Source organism: Aquitalea aquatilis (assembly GCF_005155025.1).
In the GTDB taxonomy this organism is placed as follows: Bacteria; Pseudomonadota; Gammaproteobacteria; order Burkholderiales; family Chromobacteriaceae; genus Aquitalea; species Aquitalea aquatilis.
The window spans coordinates 757,392-776,791 of sequence record NZ_CP039731.1 but is presented as its reverse complement, the minus strand read 5'-3'; the positions used below and the strand labels follow the sequence as shown (position 1 = coordinate 776,791).

The 19,400-nt window shown below is 55.0% G+C and carries 15 protein-coding genes; 5 read left to right on the top strand and 10 right to left on the bottom strand.

Annotated elements, in window-relative coordinates:
• Positions 1-338: 338 nt before the first annotated feature.
• The 3 genes from FAZ30_RS03550 to FAZ30_RS03540 all read right to left on the bottom strand — a co-directional run bounded on the left by FAZ30_RS03550 (position 339) and on the right by FAZ30_RS03540 (position 4,401).
• Positions 339-1,289 carry a hypothetical protein gene (locus tag FAZ30_RS03550; protein WP_137008746.1) on the bottom strand — a complete coding sequence of 317 codons (951 nt, stop codon included), beginning with the start codon at positions 1,287-1,289 and terminating at the stop codon, positions 339-341.
• Positions 1,290-2,665: 1,376 nt separating this feature from the next.
• Positions 2,666-3,313 (bottom strand): hypothetical protein, encoded by a 648-nt coding sequence (locus FAZ30_RS03545; protein ID WP_124644508.1) that lies wholly within the window; start codon positions 3,311-3,313, stop codon positions 2,666-2,668.
• Between the two features lie 38 nt (positions 3,314-3,351).
• Positions 3,352-4,401: a VirK/YbjX family protein gene (locus FAZ30_RS03540; protein WP_168190808.1), complete on the bottom strand. Its 1,050-nt coding sequence runs from the start codon at positions 4,399-4,401 to the stop codon at positions 3,352-3,354.
• Positions 4,402-4,514: 113 nt separating this feature from the next.
• Between FAZ30_RS03540 and FAZ30_RS03535 the strand changes: the two genes are divergently transcribed.
• From FAZ30_RS03535 to FAZ30_RS03525, 3 genes are all read left to right on the top strand, one after another.
• Positions 4,515-5,348 (top strand): DUF6502 family protein, encoded by an 834-nt coding sequence (locus tag FAZ30_RS03535; RefSeq protein ID WP_137008742.1) that lies wholly within the window; start codon positions 4,515-4,517, stop codon positions 5,346-5,348.
• Entirely contained in the window at positions 5,332-7,020 is a 1,689-nt protein-coding gene (locus FAZ30_RS03530; RefSeq protein ID WP_158613615.1) for a FecR family protein, read from the top strand. Before FAZ30_RS03535 ends, FAZ30_RS03530 begins: the two co-directional genes overlap by 17 nt.
• An 89-nt stretch (positions 7,021-7,109) precedes the next feature.
• Positions 7,110-8,351 carry a bacterial transcriptional activator domain-containing protein gene (locus FAZ30_RS03525; protein ID WP_124644513.1) on the top strand — a complete coding sequence of 414 codons (1,242 nt, stop codon included), beginning with the start codon at positions 7,110-7,112 and terminating at the stop codon, positions 8,349-8,351.
• A 329-nt stretch (positions 8,352-8,680) separates the two neighbouring features.
• Here FAZ30_RS03525 and FAZ30_RS03520 read toward each other — a convergent pair whose 3' ends face one another.
• From FAZ30_RS03520 to FAZ30_RS03505, 4 genes are read right to left on the bottom strand one after another with little or no spacing between them, the layout of a single operon-like run.
• The gene (locus tag FAZ30_RS03520; RefSeq protein ID WP_124644514.1) at positions 8,681-9,787 is read right to left on the bottom strand and encodes an agmatine deiminase family protein; all 1,107 of its coding nucleotides are present in this window, start codon (positions 9,785-9,787) and stop codon (positions 8,681-8,683) included.
• Positions 9,788-9,841: 54 nt separating this feature from the next.
• Entirely contained in the window at positions 9,842-10,918 is a 1,077-nt protein-coding gene (locus tag FAZ30_RS03515) for a polyamine ABC transporter substrate-binding protein (protein WP_205676644.1), read from the bottom strand.
• A gap of 17 nt (positions 10,919-10,935) precedes the next feature.
• Entirely contained in the window at positions 10,936-11,868 is a 933-nt protein-coding gene (aguB, locus tag FAZ30_RS03510; RefSeq protein WP_124644516.1) for an N-carbamoylputrescine amidase, read from the bottom strand.
• Positions 11,861-12,928, bottom strand: a complete 1,068-nt coding sequence (locus FAZ30_RS03505; protein WP_124644517.1) for an agmatine deiminase family protein — start codon at positions 12,926-12,928, stop codon at positions 11,861-11,863. Before FAZ30_RS03505 ends, aguB begins: the two co-directional genes overlap by 8 nt.
• 110 nt (positions 12,929-13,038) lie before the next feature.
• Between FAZ30_RS03505 and FAZ30_RS03500 the strand changes: the two genes are divergently transcribed.
• Positions 13,039-13,932 carry a LysR family transcriptional regulator gene (locus tag FAZ30_RS03500; RefSeq protein WP_124644518.1) on the top strand — a complete coding sequence of 298 codons (894 nt, stop codon included), beginning with the start codon at positions 13,039-13,041 and terminating at the stop codon, positions 13,930-13,932.
• A gap of 93 nt (positions 13,933-14,025) precedes the next feature.
• On the opposite strand, the gene FAZ30_RS03495 is transcribed toward FAZ30_RS03500, so the two are convergent.
• The 3 genes from FAZ30_RS03495 to FAZ30_RS03485 form a co-directional block, all read right to left on the bottom strand.
• Positions 14,026-15,114 carry a polyamine ABC transporter substrate-binding protein gene (locus FAZ30_RS03495; RefSeq protein WP_168190807.1) on the bottom strand — a complete coding sequence of 363 codons (1,089 nt, stop codon included), beginning with the start codon at positions 15,112-15,114 and terminating at the stop codon, positions 14,026-14,028.
• A gap of 650 nt (positions 15,115-15,764) precedes the next feature.
• A complete protein-coding gene (locus tag FAZ30_RS03490; RefSeq protein WP_124644520.1) occupies positions 15,765-17,384 on the bottom strand; it encodes a methyl-accepting chemotaxis protein in 1,620 nt (539 codons plus the stop codon).
• Positions 17,385-17,637: 253 nt separating this feature from the next.
• Positions 17,638-18,552, bottom strand: coding sequence for a LysR family transcriptional regulator (locus FAZ30_RS03485; RefSeq protein ID WP_137008738.1), 915 nt, complete (start codon positions 18,550-18,552; stop codon positions 17,638-17,640).
• A gap of 107 nt (positions 18,553-18,659) precedes the next feature.
• Between FAZ30_RS03485 and FAZ30_RS03480 the strand changes: the two genes are divergently transcribed.
• The gene (locus tag FAZ30_RS03480; RefSeq protein WP_124644522.1) at positions 18,660-19,337 is read left to right on the top strand and encodes a carbonic anhydrase family protein; all 678 of its coding nucleotides are present in this window, start codon (positions 18,660-18,662) and stop codon (positions 19,335-19,337) included.
• The last annotated feature ends 63 nt before the right edge of the window (positions 19,338-19,400 follow it).

Here is a 19,400-nt window from a genome sequence, read left to right as displayed (position 1 = left end):
TGGCGGCACCATCTGCGATGCGCACGCTACTGATTGTGAAAACATGAGGGTGTCGAAGGACTCTCTGTATAACTGGGCTGCTGAAACCTTCCTCAAGTAGCCAATCGAGTGATGGTTTCTGACCGCGTTGCAGGATAGCCAATAGCTTTTGAACTTCGGCTGTATCTTGGTTCGCGGGGCTGACGGGCGCGGCTACTAGGCCGCTACTGGGGGTATTATGCATTATCGGTTTCTCGTACGTAGCCGAGCCGGGATGGCTCGGCTTTGACGGGGCCAACTATGCCGTGAGTGAGGAGTGTGCGTCTTGGTAGGTGTGAAGCGTGAAGCTAGCTGTGCGGCTAGCCGTGAGAGGTGCGACTAGGTGTGGCACTTTGACGCAATTCAGACAGGAAATTACCCAGTGTGCGGATGCTGGCGGTCTTTGGTTTTCCTTTGTTGAGTGTCCATCTGAACTGGTCACTACGTCCATCATATGGCTTCAAGGTATCGTTGTCGCGGTGCGCGCTCATCCACTTTAGTAAGCCTTTCGGGTTGCCCTTGCGGAGTTCTTCAGGTGCGAGCGGAAACAAGTCGGCAACTGTTTTGCGCCAGCCAATGCGACTGTTATCCACTAGTTGTATTGCTGGTTCCTCAGGCTGTTCATGGGCGATAACGTCGTCAACTTGGGAAGAGCGCTTATCCGGCTTTAGTCGGTCCCATTCATCTTTGAAGCACCATGCTAGAGGAACAGGCGACTGGGCGATGCCTACGGTATAGGTGTCAGTTGGAGAAGGGAATGGCAACCCACGTCTTTGCCATTGTTTCCATAGGGGGAACTCCATTTTACGCAACCGCTCACGTGCCAAGACATCGCGCAAAATCTGACTGCCTGCGTCATTGCATGACTTATCATGTGGCCAGTATCGGACTAGTCGTTTATTAAACTGGGCTGTTCGAAATCCGATAGGCAGTTGCACATGAGAATAAAGATTGAGCGGTATGCGATAACCTTGATTTACAACGTGACTTATCCACACACCAAAAGCCCTTGATTCTATATCCGCATTTTGGACGTAGCGACCTAGTATATTCTTACGAAGAGCCTCTGGTTCGATAGCTTTGGCATTTGCGTAATCTCCCGTATAAAACTGGGGTGTTTTGCCTTGTAGTATCAGACGTGCCAGGGCTTGAGCACCTTTTGCTCGGTGCTTTAGATACGCAATTCCTTTCTGACCGTTGCCGTACTCAGGCACAGGCTCACCGGCTAGTTCAGTGACTATGGTGTCTAGCAGTATTTCTTCTGGCCACAATGTGTGCTCTCCCGCTCAATTTCTTCTGCACCTCCGTACACGTTAAAGCTTGACGGAGGCGAACGATGTTCAAGACAGAATACAACGAACCCTGGCCTTTGGCTGAGGTGTTATGCACGGCGCCTTCGACACTTCCGAGGGAGTCGCAAGCTCCTGTCCTGTCAGGCGGTATGTATGCCGGCGGCTCCCATGCTTGATACGCCCCTACTCGCTGTTGCAAGCGTAAAGTTCAATATCCTGTGCCGTATCAATAGATATGTTGGCTTGGCGCTTGGTTAGTCATCGTCCTCCTCAAGCGCTTCCCTGGATTTACGTTGGCGTGCAATTGCATAGCACGCGTCCTTGAGTAGTCCGTCATATAGGTCAAATGCTGGTTCTGCCCGGCTCAGTGATGCCAACATCTGCTCACAGTGTTGTTGCATTCGGATGTCCTCAGGAAACGGCTCTCCGGGAGCTCCTCCACGAACTCCGGAGTATGTCGCCATAGTAATTGCCGAGCGAATCTCATCCAAAGCATCCTGGCCAACAAGTTCGGCTGCGTCGAGGATGTCTCGGATAAACTTTGAATGGTCGTAGATGAGAGTTGGCTGGCTTTCCCGCAGCACGGCGGCAACCAAGTTGGCATGTGCCTGTGTAGCTTAGTTTGATATCTCTGCTGTTGACTGGGCGCTTAGTAGGGCATGGGGGCATCGTGAGAGGTCTGGGGTGCGCACCAGGCATCTCACGAGCTGTGTGAGCGGTAGTCAGGCAAATTTGCCGCCAAAGGAGCTGATTTTTCAGGTTAGGGGATGTCAAAATCAACGCATTTATTTCCCAAGAGCGAAAAAGCCTGAAAGGTGGGGTTCTTTTACAAGTGTGAAGTGTTGGTTTTGTGAGAAATTTTATTGAATTTCAGTGTGTTAGTGCTTTGTGGCTTTGTGCGCCAACACTTCTATTTACCGCCTGCACTACACCGAATAAAGTCTGTCGGATCCGAATAAAGTTGGTCGGAGTCTGAGTGAAATGAAGGGGCCATTGGCCCCTTCTGCTTTTTTGGCCAACGAATGTAGAGAAGTGCAAGCAGAAAGCTCGAGGAAGGGGGCTTTTGGCCAAAACGGTCCGCTAGGCGGGGAGTAACGGCGGGTTTATACAATATTTCTGACACTCTTTGGCCAGAGAGTGATCATCTAGACTGCCGTGGCTTACGGAGCAAACAATAGGCTCGCCAGGTCCGAATCCAGAACGCGCATGCGTGCCCCGTTGCATGGAGAACTGGTCCGTGAAGGTAAAGTCGGGATCCGCCTGGCATGTCGGAGGCTGGCAATATTTCTTCGCTGATATTGGTGTGGATCAGCAGCAATACAACAGCGAGAGCGAGTCGGAGGCTTGGCATCTGGCTAAGTCTCAGCGTGGGGCAGGATCAGTTGGTCGACACGGCGCTCCATGGCGCTGGCTTCCAGTTGACTGAAGTAGATGGGATTTTCTACTTCGTACGCATGCAATAAACGGGTGCAGTCGACATCGGCTGTTTTCAGGCTGGCATCGGTATTTCGCAGCCTCGGATGTCCACACCGGTGGTCCGGCAGGCGTAACTCGTCACGCCATATCCATTGAAAAGGTTGCGAAGGAGGCGCTAGCGTGTATGAAATACCCAGTTGGTTGGCTGTTGCATGCGCATGCCGGATGATGAAGTCGATGATTTCCTCACGGATGTTGGGGGTACCTACGAGGTGTTGTGCTTCGATCCAGCAATGGAACATGGATAGCGGTGACAGATGTGTGGCCGTACGGCGGCTTTTCCGGTCTGCGGAGATGGACAGCCGCTTGCCTTCGTGGCAGTTGAGCATCTCTGAACCCGCCACGGTGTGATAGCCGCCACCGGTAAGTCGCTTCAGAATCCTGCTGCCAAGAATGGCATAGTCGGCGCAGCGGCCAAAACCATCGCCAAGCATGCCGTATGGCGGGTGGCTGATGCTGGAGTGCAATGCCACATCGATAATTCCGCGCAATGCCAGAAGTATGCGGATTTCGAGCCGCAGTGCCACGTGTGCTTGCTGCATGCTGAATGGACTGTACGAAACACTTAAGCCAGCCTCAGGCCCGCTTCATGGCTCGGGGTGGTTTGCGGAGATTGCGGCCAGCTGTTCCTGCGGTGGTCAGGGACGTCTGTGCCGGGGGAGGCTGAACCTGCCAGGACCGAACGGGTTGTGGTTTGAGAGTACTTTACCTCTTGCTCTACTTGCCAAAACTCCGCGAACTGTTGGGCAATACTGTTTTCAAGTGCGCGGCGTCGTTGGTATTGCGCGCGTTTATTGGCGGGGACTTCCGTGAGTGGGCGTTCTATAGCGGTGGTTTTTAGCTGGAAGTGCCTATCATTGAGCCTGGAGCCGCCCAACATGATCCAGAATGCATCGTAATCTGCCTGAATGACGGTGTAACGGTGCCAGGCAGCTTGGTGTACATGCGCACGGTTGCTGACTGCCAGTACGGTATCGATGTTCATCGGCCGTGCCAGCGCATACAAGGCCTTCATCAGTAATGCCTTGGGCATCAAGCCGTGCAGATCTTTGGTGATCGCGCGGAATTGTTCCCGTCCACCTTGATGGCTTGGTCCTTGCAAACAGCCGATATGGATTCTGGCCGCCTGTTGTTGGTCAATGCCAAAGGAAAAAGCCAGCGTGGCCAGGTTGCATCCACCGGACTCCTCCACCAGCGTGAGCATCAACTCACCCTCTTTATCCATCGTTTGCGTCAGTGAAAGCTTGATGTGGTAGAGCGCGCCATTTTTGCCTGTTATCGACGCCATTCGCAAAGCCTGATTTTGCAGTAATGATAAACGCAACTCTTTTGGCATTAGCCGCAGAAAAATGGAAAAGTGCTGATGCAGCAGTTGCAGCTTGCTATGGCTGTCATAGTCTGCACACAGATAAGGACGCTGCAGTTTGTGCAGCCATTGCCGCTGTTGCGGTAGCGCTGCGGCCAGCTCCGGCTGTTCCTGCAAGAAGCGGAACCACTGTACCGAGTGAGGTAGTTGTATCAATGCGCGTAACAGGAACTTTGTGCGGCGCAGCAGGGAGATTTTGTTTCTTTCACGGCCATACAGATAGGTGGCATTCCACAGCGTACTCAGCATATTTCGCTCCATTTGTGGGAAATATTCCCGCGTTTTATGAAATTATACGTGGGAATATTTCACACATCAATGAGCATGCTAGAATTGCCTCAATATTTTCAGCGTGTACAACCATGTCCGATACGCCACCTCCTCTACAGACTGAACGGCGCTTTCTGAGCACCATCGAACATCTGTTGCAGCCGCTGGTCCGCCTGCTGCTGGATCATGGCGTGAGCTATCCCGCGCAGATCGAGCTACTGAAAGCCAGCTATGTGCATGTCGCCGACCGTTATTTCAAACTGCAAGGCAAGGCCCAAACCGACAGTCGCATCAGTCTGCTGACTGGCGTGCATCGGAAAGATGTCAAACGCCTGCGTAGTGATGGGGCGGAACCGGCGAAGCTCGATGCACCACTGGCGGCACAGGTATTAGGACGCTGGACCGGTGATGCCCGCTATCTGGATGAGCAGCAGCAAGCGCGCGTGTTGCCACGCTTTGCCCGTCCCGGGCTTGAGGTTTCATTTGAATCTTTGGTGCAGTCGGTCAGCAAAGACATTCGTCCGCGAGCGCTGCTAGACGAGTGGTTGAATGCAGGAGTGGTCACCCTGGATGAAAATGATGGTGTACATCTGCATGTGAGCGCCGCGGTACCGTTGGCTAGTGCTCACGACAAGCTTGAATTCATGGGACGCAATGTGCATGACCACCTGGCCGCCATCGGTGCCAACTTGCGTGAAACGCCCTCTCCCTTCATGGAGCGCTGTGTGTTCTATGACGGACTGACGCCAGAACAAATCTCGGTCTTGCAGACACTTGCGACGCAACGTGCAATGGATGCCTTGCACGAAGTAAACAGGTTGGCGCAGCAAATGCTCGAATCAAATGGCGATAAGGCAGAACAAGGTGAGCGCTTTAATTTCGGAGTGTATTTCTATCATGAGGCCTCCGATGAAGAACCTCGCTAAGCTTAGTCTACTAATGCTCGCGCTAATCGGAAGCGCGGCAATGGCTGCACCGATATGTGAAATCGATCCGGTTTCACACAAAGTACTCGTACTGGATAGTGATACCGGTCGTGGTGGTCTCGGTGGTACTGGCTCCCCGGCCGGCCCCGCATTGTCGGCCAACAGCACAGGTGGTATCGGGGGCAGCGGCGCACCGGCGACGCCAGCACTTGCTGCCAATGGCAACGGGGGAATCGGAGGAACTGGTACACCAATCCGGGTTCCGTTTGCCGGCAGCGTGATGTTTGCCCATGGCACCGTACTGGCAGAAAACAGCGTGGGTGGAACGCGTAACCTAAGCTCGGGCCAACCGATCTGTGAAGGTGACCGTATCGATACCGGACAGGGCAGCCAGGTGCAGCTGGCAATGGCGGATGGTGGACGACTGGATTTGCGTGCACACAGCCGCTTGCATCTTGATCACTTTGTCTTGCCGGACAGCATGAATGGCAGTGAGCGCTTCTCTGCCACCTTGGCCTGGGGAAGCGTACACGCCATTACCGGTGCAATCGGCCATATCCATAAAGAGCTGTATGCCTTGTATACCCCGTTGGCACAAATCGGTGTGCGGGGGACGTCGCATGAGGTATTTCATGTTCCGCAAGCACTGCCGGGTGTGGCTGCCGGCACCTACAACCGCGTACTTGCAGGTGGTACTACGCTGACTAGTAGCACAGGTTCGCTTGATCTGGATCCATCCCAATCCGGATTTGTGCCACTGGGGGGTGGAGCGCCGCAATTGTTACAGCATTTGCCGTCGGCTCTTATGCATCCAACGGCCGCTCAGGCGGTCATCAATCAGTTGAATAGTGTGGATGATTCGGGATCCGCTGCCATTTTTCTTAAGCCGCTGAATACGATTGTACAAAATGTCGACATGACAACGCAGGCTCCGAGAGGATCAGCCTATGTCGGCTCAAGTCAGGATCTAGATGGCAACGACGTTCGAGTGGGTGGTGTTATCAATCATCGCCGCAATCGATCGGTAATTGTGCTTGATCCAGTGTGGGGTTTGCCATCTGCAGTGGCCGATACCAGTAATGGATTTAATTTTTTCACCGATGATGTAAGTATTTTGTACGATTTTGGCTTCGCCAAAGTCGATGGCGCCGATGTAATTTGGGGCTTGTATGGCGGGGGTAATGATGTGGACCCGGGCAGTGGTGCAATTCGCAATGTTGACTTCCATCACTTTGTTTACGCACCCGGCGGTGTTACCCCCAGTGCCGTGCTGAATAATCTGTCCGGAACGGCAACATTCGGTAATTTGGTCGGCTCGACCATGCTGTCCGACGAGCGCGGTGGTGCAGGGGGACAGCTCAATGCATTGCAAATCGGCGTGCAATTCGGTCCGCAAATAAGGGTTACTTCGTATCAGCTTAATGCCAGTGATAGCCAGGCGCGGACATGGAATGCGCAATTCAACGGCTCGGTCGATCTGCCAACATTCCGGGCGGGAAAGTTGCCGCTTACTGTGCAATGCAGTGGTGACGGTTGCGGTAGTGGAACAGGCGCTGGCAGTGCTGCTGGAGTGATTATCGGCAACTCCGGCAAAGGCATCATCACCAGTTACGGGCTGCAGATTACCAGCGGGCAGAAGGTTGGCGGAGCGGCGGTGGTCAGCCGTCCATGACTGCATCAGGAGTAGGATACTGCAGCCGGTACAGTATTGGGTCTCCTTGGCGCTTGATGCTCTTGCCATTGGTGTGGTGCAGCGTGGGCATGCTGCAAGTACCACGGGCGATGGCTGGCGTATGTGAAGAAGTACTGGATGGTGCGGAGGCAGATTGGCGTGCAGGTCGAGTCATCGAAGTAGCCCACCGATTACAACAGCAAGAGCTGCAATGTGCCGATAGGGCCAGAAATAACCTCGTTTTGGGCGAGGCACTACTGATGGCCGGGCGACCCGCCGATGCCTTATTGCCACTGGAGCGTGCAGTAACACAAGCCCCGCAGGATAAGGCAGGATGGCGCGCACTAGCGCAGGCCTGGTTAATGCTGGGTGATGACGAAGCTGTACTAGAGGCCTTGCATAACTCTCCGGAACTCCCTGCAGGGAAGATGAGGAGTGGCGGTCTACATTGGGGTTTTAGCGTGGAGGCCGTGCGTGGGTACGATAGTAATGCCAATCAGGCAACCGATGTGACTTCAATTATAGTGCCGGCACTTGGAAATATACGCTTTCAGCTTAACCCCTTGTCACGCCAGAATGGTGACAACTATTGGGGAAACGCCGTGCATGCCCGTGGAGAATGGGTGCTGTCGCCTACGATGGATGTGTATTTGAGTGCAGGTTATACGCGCAGAAACTATGATGATCTGCATGTTTTTTCGACAGAAGATCGTAGCATGAGTGCGAATGGCAATTATTCTACGGTCATGGGCGCATGGTCTGCGGGAATGCAGTATGGACAATTATTGCAAGCAGGTCAGCAAGTACGCAGATCACTGACTGGCAGTCTGAATTGGCAAGCGGTGCGCAACTCCCCAATCTGGCCAGTCATTGGCATGGATATCGGTAACTACCACTATATAGGGGGGCCGCCGGCAATGGATGGTTTTGTTGAGAGAGTACTGACCATAAGCAATACCTTTCCTCTTGGACGTAATTCTATTGGCTGGGCACTACTAGCCGGACAAGATGCCGCCACGGTACGACGAGCCGATGGTAACCGGGATATGGTCGGAATGCGGCTATTGGCAAGTGGTCCTCTTTTCAGAAATTTCGAATGGTTCAGCTGGTTTGGCCGAGTAGATAGTCATTATCATCACAGCAACCCGGTCTTTATGGAAAAACGATACGATATTCTCGAGGACTTGACAGTGGGGCTTAATTGGAACATTTATCGTGGACTGAGTATTCGCGGCCAGGTATCAGCTTCTCGTCAGCGCTCTAATATCCGCCTTTTCGATTATCGTAGAGCTGATTCAAATTTTAGTGTGCGTTACGATTTTGGTAGCTAAAGACCGCCCGCATCCCTCATTGCAATGCTCTCGAAAGTCTGAGTTCCATTAATGTGAACGTCTCTTCGAGAGTCGAAAGCGACCTAAGCTGCAGAGAAATACAGCCATTCAGTATCGAAGTCGATCATGCTCTGGGAATTTCAGAGCAGATTGAAATCTAGATAGGTGTTGGCACGAGGCCAATGGTTGGCAGCGAGTCTTCACTGCCAACTGAGCCATCATCGGCCTGAGTTGTTATTCGAGCCTATTAAAAGAGACTGTCTGCTTTGCGATGTAAAGCAGTCCGGGGTGATGTCTACAGGCATTAGGACCAATCGCCATCGCCAAAGCTATCCAGGCTGTTGTTGAGTCGTGCAATGAATCCCGCCTCCACCTGCGGCAATGGCATCAATGTTGAGTTGGATAACTTCGCGACCAGGAAATAGCTCTCTCAGGATAGCTCGACTGTTGCTGTCCGATTTGGTATCACCAAACTGGGGGGCAATCACCGCCTTGTTGCAGACATAAAAATTGATATAGCCGGCGGCAAACTCGTCATTTTCGTATTTTTTACGAATTGACGATGGGCCAGGCATTTCAACAATTTTCAGTTTGCGGCCACGGGCATCGCTGGCATTGCGCAATATGCCCAGATGACGACGGGTAACCGCATAATCATACGAAGACGGGTCGTTATCCAGTCCTGCTACCACTACGCCAGGGCTAGCAAAACGGGCATAAAAATCGGTATGGCCATCGGTGATGTCCTTACCCGCAATGCCGGGTAACCAGATGATCTTGTCCAGCCCTAGCAGTGCCTTCAGTTGGGCCTCACAAGCGGCCTTGCTCACCCCGGGATTGCGGTTTGGATTGAGTACGCAGCTTTCAGTAATGATGGCGGTGCCTTCACCATCCACCTCGATACCGCCTCCTTCCAGTACCAGCTTGCTGTGCAGTAGCGAAACGCTAGTCTTGTCCGCAATCAGCCCGGCCAGCCTGGCGTCATCCGCATGAGGCTGCTTGTTACCCCAGCCATTGAAATTGAAGCTGACCGCCGCACGTTCTCCATTCGCCTTTTTTACGAAAACAGGCCCGGTATCGCGCAGCCACAAATCATCCATGGCCGCTTCAATCAGCTTGACCTTGTCACCGCACATGCGTGCTGCCACATCGTATTCTTCAGGTCGAACCAGCATGTTGACCGGTTCAAACTGCGCAATGGCACGCGCAATTTCGGCCAGTGCCTCTCTAGCGCCTGTCTGCAGGCGACTACCCCATATTTCTTCATCCGGCCCGAATGCCATCCAGGTGGCAGCATGTGATTCGCCCTCATCAGGCATCCGCCACGCTGTGGATGCAGCCTGGGAAGCGTTTGCCATCAGGCCCATGCCGCCAGAGAGCAAACCGCCTCCGGCCAGTATCAGGCTCTGCTTGATAAAATCACGTCGGCTATTCATCGGGTATTTTCCTTGCAAAATACTGCCAGCCTGGCTGGCAGTACGGGTTTGCCATTACTTTCCGGTTTTGAATGCAGTCCATAGCCGGTTCTCTTGCCGACTGCTTTCTGCACTCTGGGTACTGAGTGTGAACAAGGTACGGCGCACGGATTCTGGGGGGTAAACCCCCGGATTCTGGCGCAGCGCCTGGTCAAGCAGCGGCTGCGCCTTCCAATTGGCATTGGCGTAGCGGGTGGCATTGGAAATATGTGCAATAACGTCCGGCCGCAGGATGAAGTTGATGAACAGGTGGGCATTGCCCGGGTGGGGGGCTGTTCTTGGTATCACCATGCTGTCATACCACATCAGCGTGCCTATGCTGGGGATGCTGTACACCAGTTCGCGTCCCTTGCCCGCTTCGCGATTCTTTTGCGCGGCAAGATTGATTGCTCCCGAATACCCGGCGAACACGCATAGTTCTCCATCCATCAGCTCATTGGCGTTGGCCGAATTGGCAAACAGGCTGATGGCCGGCCGAACCTTCATCAACATGCTGCGCACCGCCTGATAATCCTTGCTATCCGCATTTTGCACTTTGCGTCCGGCATAGTGCAGGGCAAGCGGCAAGATGGTGCTGGCAGAGTCCTGCAGCCCCAATGCGCAGTGGCCAGCAGCCAGTCGTTTTGCGATCACCGGATCGAACAACAAATCCAGGCTGTTAGCCGGCATGTCCTTGCCCAGGATGGATTCTACTTTCTTGCGGTCATAACCGGTTCCGACGGTGCCCCACATATAGGGTACACCGTACTGATTGCCCGGGTCGGAGTGAGCCATCAGTTTCAATAGTGCAGGATCAAGATTAGCCAGATTGGCAAGCCGGCTCTTGTCCAGCTTGCGAAAGGCTCCAGCCTCTATCTGTTTTGCCATGAAGTCATTACTTGGCCACACCAGATCGTAGCCGCTGTTGCCAGTCAACAGCTTCGCCTGCAGCGTTTCATCACTGTCATAGCTGTCATAGCGCACCTTGATGCCGGTTTCCTTCTGGAATTGCGCCAGCGTATCGGGGGCAAAATAGTCGGACCAATTGTAGAGATTAAGGACTTTTTCCTCTGCGGCGTGTGCCAGGGACGACAAGATCAGCGCAGCAAGCAATACCAGGCGTTTGGATTTCATGCGGACTCTCCGGTCTTGCGATAACAGGAGGCCTGCCCGTCGCTGGTCAGCAAAGTGCGGTACATTTCCGGACGACGGTCGCGGAAGAATCCCCAGGATTGACGATCCGCCTTGATGGCATCCAGGTCAAAGGTGTGCAGCAGGATGGTTTCGTCGCTGCGATTGGCCTCGGCCACTTTGGCACCGGTATGGTCGGCAATGAAGCTGGAGCCATAAAATACCCCGGTCAGTCCTTGCTGCCTGTCGTTGCCATTGCCAAAGCCGGTCTCTGCGCCAATACGGTTGGCCGCAACCACCGGCATCATATTGGCGGCGGCATGGCCTTGCATGGTGCGTTGCCAATGGCCGGAGGAGTCGTAAGCGGCATCAAACGGTTCGGAACCGATGATGGTGGGGAAACACAGTACCTCTGCGCCCATCAGCGCCAATGTGCGGGCCGTTTCCGGATACCACTGGTCCCAGCAGATACCAATGCCGATACGGCCAAAGCGCGTATCCCATACCTTGAAGCCGGTATCGCCCGGTGTGAAATAGAATTTTTCGGTGTAGCCGGGACCATCCGGAATATGGGTCTTGCGATAGACACCCAGCACCGTGCCGTCAGCATCGGCCACGGCGATGGAGTTGTAAGCCGCATTGCCGGCGCGCTCAAAGAAGCCAATCGGCAGCACAATGCCCAATTCACCGGCTAATGCGGCAAACCGGGTAATGCGGGCATTGCCGGCAAAAGGCTCGGCCAGCTCCAGATGGCGTGCATTCTGGTCCAGACAGAAGTACGGCATCATGAACAATTCCGGGCATAACACCAGCTGGGCCCCCTGTTTGGCTGCCTGCCGAATCAGCCGCTCCGCCCGTGCCATATTGTCTTCCAGATGCCAGCTACCGGATGCCATCTGTACCGAAGCCACCGTCAGGGTTCGTTCAGTCATGTGTATTTCCTTGTTTCCAATGAGAGGCCACAACACGCGGTTGTTGCTGGGTGGAGCAATGCATGCTGCCGCCGCCAATGGAAATATGGGTAACCGGCAGCAGAATCACGTCCCGGTCAGGAAATGCCTGGGCAAATACCTGTGTTGCCGCCTCGTCTTCCGGGCCGCCAAACGCCGTTGAGATCACCGCGCCATTGACCAGAATGTAGTTGGCGTAACAGTCGCAGTAGCGTTCCGACTCATAACGCTCGCTGACAATGGGGGAAGGCAGGTCCAGCAGCTCAAACCGGTTGCCATGCACATCACTTGCCAGTTCCAGCGCTCGGCGGTTTTCCCGCATGATGCGGTAGTACTCGCCCTGATCTTCCGTGGCCGACTGGCACAACAGTTTGCCCGGCGCAATAAACGAGGCAATGCCGTCAACGTGGCCATTGGTTTCCACTTCGTCCGGGTTACCCGGTAGCCAGATGATTTTCTCCACCCCCAGCATACGGCGCAGCTCGGTCTCGATTTCGGAACGGCTCCATGCCGGATTGCGGTTGGGGTGTAGCAGACAACTTTCCGTGGTCAGCAAAGTGCCTTGCCCATCCACGTAAAACGAGCCACCCTCCAGGATCAGGTGGGAATTGAAAATGGTGGCATTGGCATAACGGGCCATATCCTGAGCCAATTGCTGGCAACCATCGTAAGGCTGGTATTTTTCGCCCCATGCGTTGAAGCGGAACACGGCGGCAGCCAATTGCCCGTGCTTGCCTTGCAGGAATATCGGGCCACAGTCGCGTACCCAGTTATCTTCAGCAGCTACTGCCAGTACTTGCACTGTCGGCCCGCACAGCGCTTGTGCCTGCTCTGCCTGACTGAAATGGGCCGTGACGATGCAGGGTTGAAAACGCGCAATGGTTTGGGCGACCAGCGCAAATTCGGCGCAGACCTGCGGGTAATGCTCACCCCACAGCCCTTCCCGGTATTCCGCCACCGGCCATCCCAGCCAGGTGGCCTGCTGGGTTTCCCACTCGGCGGGCATGCGAAAGCCGCTACGGCGGGCATCAAATGACATCATTTTTTGTCTCCTCGGGATTGGGTAGGTAGACGCAGTATGAAACCAATCACTCTTGATAAAAATTGACGTTTATTGGCTAAATAGATCAACTTTTCTCATGAGTTGCGATCATGCACCGTATTCCTTCCCTCAAGCTCTTGATGGGTTTTGAAGCCGCCGCGCGCCTGGGCAGCTTTGCCCGGGCAGCGGACGAGCTGTGCCTGTCCCAATCCGCCATCAGCCATCAGATACAGCAGCTGGAAGAACAAACCGGTCAGGCCCTGTTCCGCCGGATAGGACGGGGGGTGGAGCTGACCATGGCGGGGGAGGTACTGCAAAGAACGGTGCAACGCTCGCTGGAAACCCTGCGCAGCGGGCTTGGACGCATTGCCACTTATCTGGACCCCGGTCTGGTGGTACTGGTGTGTCCGGCCCCCCTGCTGCATGGCTGGCTGCAAGCGCAACTGGAACAGCTGCAACACGACTTGCCAGGCTTGTGCCCGCTGTTGTCTACCGATGAAACAGCCCGCTATGTCGATGAAATCGATGTGGACATCACCATAGGCAACCGTCCCATTCAGCAGCCCGACTTGCTGGAGGTGCCGCTGTTCCAAGACCAATGGGTCGTCGTGGCAAGACAGGACATCGCCGAGCGACTGAATACGCTGCCACTTGAGGAGCACGCTGTGCACAGTCCGTTGGTATGTCTGGAGGAACACCTCACCGGCGAGCAAACCGGACCGCTATTCAGGCAATGGCTGCAACGCTTTCACATGGCGGCCATCTATGATGACCAGCGCTGCGTACTGGATGCCGTAGAACGGGGACGGGGCATGGCGCTGGTGTCAAAACTGGCGGCCATGGACAGTTTGCAAAGCGGGAAGCTGGCAAGGGTAAACGGCTATCCGGTTTTACCCGGTCAGAACTGGTGGCTATCCCGGGTAGCGGGCGAGGCGCGTTCGGCCAAGGTCAGTCAGGTTTTTGACTGGTTGCGTGCTCACGCAGCCATGCCTGACGAGGCATAGGCACAGGGACGCAAGAAAAGCGGGCTGCACAATGGCAGCCCGAAACCGTCATGGCCAGAAGCCTGAAAACGTCTCCACGACGGGCACTGCTCCTTAGCGACCGGTTTTCAACTGGGCCCACAGCCGGTTTTCCAGTCGGGAAATATCCGGCGGCATCGGCTTGAGGGAGAACAGGATTTTCCGGGTCTGCTCTCCCGGATAAATAGACGGATCATTGGCCACATCAGGCATGACCAGCTTTCTCGCTGCCGCATTGGCCGTGGGGTAAAACACCTCATTGGTAATGGCCGCGTTGACTTCCGGCGACTGGATGTAGTTGATCCAACTCATGGCATTTTCCGGATGGGGTGCATCCTTGGGGATCACCATCACGTCAAACCACACGGGCGCACCTTCGCGCGGAATGATGTAGGCAATCTGATAATGGCGCTTGGCCTCTTGGGCACGGTGACGGGCAATATTCACATCACCAGACCAGCCCACGGCAAAGCAGATATCCCCATTGGCCAGATCATTGATATAGCCGCTGGAATTGAATTGGGTGATGTAGGGCCTGATTTTTTTCAACAGCTCCAGCGCTGCTTGATAATCGGCGGCATTGTGACTATTCGGGTCCTTGTGCAGGTAATTGAGAACAATGGGGAAAATTTCCGAAGGCTGATCCAGCACGGACACGCCACACCCTTTGAGCTTGCCTAGCTTTTCAACATCAAACAGAACATCCCAGCTATCCAGCACGGCATCCTTGCCCAGCACGGAACGTACGCGAGTCAGGTTATACCCCAGACCATCCGTGCCATAGGCCCACGGCACGCCGTATTGATTACCCGGATCGGCACTGGCCACCAGTTGCATCAGGCTTTTGTCCAGATTGGCCAAATTGGGCATCCTGCTTTTATCCAGCTTCTGGTAAATGCCGGCCTCTATCTGACGCGCCATGGCGGTGGATGACGGCACCACCACGTCATAGCCGGTTTTGCCGGTTAGCAGCTTGGTTTGCAGCGTATCGTCGCTGTCAAACACATCGTATTTCACCTTGATACCGGTCTTCTGCTCAAAGCCGCGTACCGTATCGTGAGCAATGTAGTCAGACCAGTTGTACACATTCAATTGCTTGTCATCGGCTGCTGCCAATCCACTGTGCAACAGCATGGCCAAGCCGGTTAGCAGAATGCTCGCCATTGGCATTGATTTCATCATCGATTTCCTCATCCCTTGTTGACGTCATGGCAGCCAGGCTGCTACCTGCGCCTTGGCTTTCTTGAGCTGACATTTTTGCCATCAAGCAGTGATGAAAAAAAGTGATGTTATGTAATTGAAATGATCAACTATTTTCATGCATCGAATACTAGAAACCTATCTGCGATAGCACAGCAAACGTATGGATTGGTCGACAAACTTTTATTTCGCAGCTCAGATGTGGGTAGGAACTAGGGCTAGGCTCCGACGGACTTTCGAACGAGATGTAGGTGATTTGGAATCAAATACTTCTGCCATGTTCCGACGAACTTGATTCGGTGTAGTCAGGTGACGGGTGGTCAGAAAGAATGAAGTCGGCAGGACGTTGACCTGACCAGCTTGTTGCCAACAGATGCACATCTAAAGAGGCCCGCAAGGGCCTCTTTTCGTTGGGGATGATGCGGGGAAGGGATGAGGGGCAGTGCGTCGGACAAAGCGGTCGGCCAATGCGCCACGGGTGAGCGATGGCTGCCGACCCAGTTTGGTCTGTCGAGAAGATTAAAGTTGATCTTCTCGCGTCAGAAACGGCCGGTGAAAGCTACCCTTTAATTAGTCTTCCGCTGTTTATCGGCGGCTATGCCGCCCTGTCCAGGCTAGACCCTGAAACCCGCAACGGCCTGTTTAAGTTCATCCGCCATTGACTTGAGGCGATCGGCATTTGCCGCCACCTGCGAGACCACCGTACTGGTTTCTTCAGTCATGTGGGCGATGTGCTCGACACGCTTGGCAATGGCACCGCTCGTTGATTTTTGCTCACGCAAAGAGTGAGAAATCCCGGTCACTGCCTGCACCACACCTTTGGAGCCTTCACTGATCAGGCGCATCGAGTCACCCGCACGGCCGGCCAGCACCACGCCTTCCGTTACCCGTTGGTTGCCTTGTTGCATTGCCGCTGTGGCGTGCTCAGTGTGGCTCTGGATGCTGGCGATCATCGATGAAATTTCGTCTGCTGATCGGGTCGTTCGTTCCGCGAGCTTTCTGACCTCATCGGCCACCACGGCGAATCCACGGCCTTGCTCGCCAGCACGGGCGGCCTCGATGGCTGCATTCAGGGCCAGCAGGTTGGTCTGGTCGGCAACTTCCTTGATCACGTTGGCAATACTACTGATCTGTTGCGACTGCGCAGTGAGCGTAGCCATTTGCTGGGCTGTTTCCTTGACGTTATGGGCAATACGGGTCATTTCGTCCGTCGCGTCCTTGACTTGCAATGCCCCCTGGTCAGAGCGGCTACCTGACTCCGTGGCAATCTGTTCAGCTTCCTGGGCATTCCCCGCCACGATGTCGATGCTGACTGTCAGTTGTTCAATCGAGGCTGCCACGGACACGGTGTCATCACTTTGCTGCGATGCACTGGCTGACACCTGGCTGGAGGCCGCAGCCAGCTCGGCAGCCAAACTGGAGACATTGGCCGAGCTGGTCAGCACCTTGCGGATCAATTGCGCCAACTGCTCCTGCATGACCTTGATCGAGGCCATCAGACTGTCCTGGCTGGTACCCGCTATCTCCACGCGGGTCGAGAGATCACCAGCGGCAATGCGGCGGGAAACCTCCATGGCATAACGTGGTTCCCCACCCAGCTGTTGAATAATGCTTTTTCTGACATACAGCGAGATGGTGATCAAGGCACTGAGCATCACCAGGGCCGTGGCCAGACTGCCCGAGATGATGCGTGCGCGTGTCGCATCAAACTGCTTGTCTGCTTCCTCGGCGTCCGCTGTCAGCGATGAGGCAAAAGGGGTCAAGGCGTCGTTAATGGCGGTGACATATTTGTCCATTTCGTCGTCAAGCGGCCTGATTTGCTTGAGATCGGCATCGGCCTTGAGGAGGGGCAGAACTTGCGATTCGTATAAGGAGATGAGTGCCCGATGAGCCGTTTTGGCCTGCTCTGCCGACTTCTTCTCTTCCGGGGTATCCGCAAGCTCGCTGGCACGGGCCAGCATCTTTTCTGTCGTGATCTTGATTTCAGCCCAGTCTTTGGCTGATTCAGTCAAATTGCGGTTGATGATGCTGTCGGCAATGACCCGATACATGACCGGGCCGATCTTTGCGGTGATCAGCATCTCGTTACTTTCGCTGTTGCGTTTATAGCCAGCGTCCTGCAGGTCACCAAGATAGCTCATGCCGAACTGGGTAATCAGCAGCATGAGCGAGAAGGCTGCCGTCGTAATCACCAGCAATATGTATAGCCGACTTGAAATCTTGAGATTTCCCATTATCAGGGCCTTCCAGAACAAGGATTGGACAGATGCAAACACTACTTATGGTAGACGGATATTTTGTCAGCGCTGCAACTGACTAAACGTCGGCTTTCTACATCATGTGTTGATGGCTGCAGCTGGCTCGCTGCTGCCAATCCTCTCGCAAGCGAAGGCGCCCTGTCCGGCCGCTAGGCCCCAATAGCCGGAACTGACACGAACCGTGGCCCACGATGGCTACTTGCAGGCAGGCAGCCGGCATTGGCTTTTGCTATATGCCAGATTCGCGGCGCTCGCTCCATTCGGCTGCCGACTGCTGCAGATGCTCGAGGAAGACGGCCGCAATCGGGGAAAGCCTTTTGCCGCGCGGATACAGGGTGAACCAGTGCGACTGCAGCGGGAAGCCGGCCACATCGAGAATGGTCAGTTGATCATCCTCCAGGCGGGCGGCCAGTGCATGACGCGAGATCACCGCAAGGCCAAGGCCACCGGATACGGCCTGCTTGATCGCCTCATTACTGCCCAACTCCAGCCGCACCACCGGTTGGAAGCCGCTGCGTGCGAAGCAGGCATCGCAGGCCAGGCGCGTGCCAGAACCGCGTTCCCGCAGGATGAATCGTTCTTGCTGGAGGTCTGTGAGCGCCAGCCGCCGCCCTTGCAGCCGGTGTTCTGCGGGGGCAATCAACACCAAGGGGTTGTGCAGGAAGGCATGTTGCTCAAGGTCCAGGCTGTCGGGCGGCATCGACATGATGTAAAGATCATCGCGGTTTTCGCGCAGGCGTGCGACGACGCCATCGCGGTTGAGAATCTCCAGCGCAATCTCGATGTTTGGGTGCTGGGCACAAAAACTGCCCAGCAAGCGCGGGACGAAGTACTTGGCGGTGCTGACCAGGGCCACGCGCAAGCGCCCCTGCTCCAGCCCCTTCATCGCATTGATGTCCTGCTCGAACTCCCTCCATTCGTCGAGCATGGCCCGCGCCGTCCTGGCGAGCGTTTCGCCAGCTTCGGTCAGATGCAGGCGCTTGCCGATCTGTTCATAGAGGGGCAGGCCGACGGCGTCGGCCAGCTCGCGCAATTGCATCGACACGGTGGGCTGGGTGACATGGCATGCCTTGGCGGCTGCAGTGACACTGCCGTGCTCGGCCAGTGCCAGAAACAGGCGTAGCTGGCGAAAAGTGGCATTCATAGGTTTTTAACTATACGTGGGATAACTATTATCGATTATTAATTATTTTCTGTTGTGGTTAACATGGCCACCACACGCCATTGTCGCCAATCAAGATACGTCCGGCCATGAAAACACATACCTCCGAAACCCAAGCCACTTGCAGCCCGCCACTTGCCTTGCAGTTGCTCAAGGAAGGCAATGCCCGCTTCGTCAATAACCTGCGTGCCAGCCGCGATTTGCTGCAGCAGGCCAACGAGACGCGCGACGGCCAATGGCCATTTGCCACCGTCGTCAGTTGTATCGACAGCCGCACATCGGCCGAGTTGATCTTCGACCAAGGCCTGGGCGACATCTTCTCGGTACGCATTGCCGGCAATGTGATCAACACCGACATCCTCGGCAGCCTGGAGTTTGCCTGCCACGTGGCCGGATCAAAACTCATTGTGGTGCTCGGCCACACCTCCTGCGGCGCAATCAAGGGGGCCTGCGACCATGTGGAGCTGGGCAATCTGACCGAGCTACTGTCGAAGATCCAGCCTGCGGTGTACGAAGAGAGCCACACCCTGGACCCGGCCAGGCGCAATTCGCAGAACACCACCTTTGTGGAGAATGTTGCCGACCTCAATGTGCGCCGCTCGGTGCGGTCCATCATCAACCGCAGCTACATCCTTGGGCAGATGATCGCCGCCGGCGAGATCGGCATCATCGGTGCCAAACACAATCTGGCCACTGGCGAAGTGACCTTCTTCGACGACACCTGGTTGCACGATGAGCTATCGATGCAGCGCATGGTGGCCGGGTAGTGGCGCGGCCGACTGACCATTTGTGAATGGCGCGGCCACCGCGCTGGCTATTGCTGGCCTGGA